Source organism: Scytonema sp. PCC 10023 (assembly GCF_963920835.1).
Lineage (GTDB): Bacteria > Cyanobacteriota > Cyanobacteriia > Cyanobacteriales > Nostocaceae > Kalymmatonema.
Window position 1 is genome coordinate 1 of record NZ_CAWUDP010000316.1, and the last position, 1133, is coordinate 1133.

General features: G+C 38.2%; 1 protein-coding gene. It reads left to right on the forward strand.

From position 1 onward, the window contains the following. The first annotated feature begins 68 nt into the window (after positions 1 to 68). Positions 69 to 995: a transposase gene (locus ACM0OZ_RS48950; protein WP_414590178.1), complete on the forward strand. Its 927-nt coding sequence runs from the start codon at positions 69 to 71 to the stop codon at positions 993 to 995. Positions 996 to 1133 lie beyond the last annotated feature (138 nt).

Genomic DNA, 1133 nt, shown 5'->3' on the forward strand with positions numbered 1-1133 from the left:
TAGACACGTCCGGAATATTAACCTGGTGTCAAAAAAATGGTAGAACGGAATTTTGACCGTCTACCAAAATGAAAAATCCACTTCATTATATTCAAGAATATCCGCACCGCACAAAACAAATTTTGGGAATAACCAATGACCAGTTTCAAAATTTGTTGAGCATCGCCGAAATGCATCATAAAAAACTTCAAGTTGAGAGAGAACGTAACAAGGTACGTATAAATGAGAAAGGAGGAGGTCGCAAACCGAAACTAGAGATTTACGAAGAGATATGTTTGTGTCTATTTTATTTAAGACAAATGCCAACCTTTGAGGTTTTAGGATTACAATTTGGAATATCAAAAACTGAAGCTAATGATACCTTTCATTACTGGCTTGGAATTCTCCGACAAATTTTGCCAGCTAGTCTCCTTGAACAAGTTGAAAAAAATGAGAGCGATTACGCGATCGCTTTAGAACTGTTAAGGGAATTTAAGTTAATCGTGGACAGTATGGAACAGCCACGCGAACGTCCATCCGACAATCAGGAACAGAAAGAGTATTTTTCGGGTAAAAAGAAACAGCACACATTTAAAAACCAATTTATTACCTTACCAGAAGGAAAAGATATTGTCGATGTAGAGGTGGGAGAAAAGGGACCGACGAGTGATATTAGCTTGTTTCGGGAGCAACAAGAAAAGTTTGAAGCCGATCAAATATTTGAAGGGGATAAGGCGTATCAAGGAGGAGAGAATATTACGACCCCCCACAAGAAGCCACGAAAAGGAGAATTAACTGCAAACCAAAAAGCAGAAAATAAAGAGTTTTCTAGTAAACGTATCTTTGTTGAACACGTCATTAGACTCGTTAAAATTTTTCAGATTGCACGACAACGGTTTCCACTTAATTTTCGAACTTACGAGCAGGTAATTCTTACCATTTGTGGATTGGTTCGGCTCAGAATTGGTGCGCTAGTTTTGCAATTTCCACTCGTTTGTAAACATGAGGTAGGTTAGAAATTGGTTATCGACATTTTTATAGATAGTTGCTATCAGTAACTATCCTCAACCCTTATTCTTACGTTCGATCTGGTTAACTGTCAACGCTATCCAAAGCCAGACTCAGAGGGTGTTGCAAATTTTCGGACGAGTCTA

Bases quoted from the DNA above. Each gene is read 5' to 3' on its own strand.
- ACM0OZ_RS48950 (WP_414590178.1), top strand. From the start codon at position 69: ATGAAAAATCCACTTCATTATATTCAAGAATATCCGCACCGCACAAAA.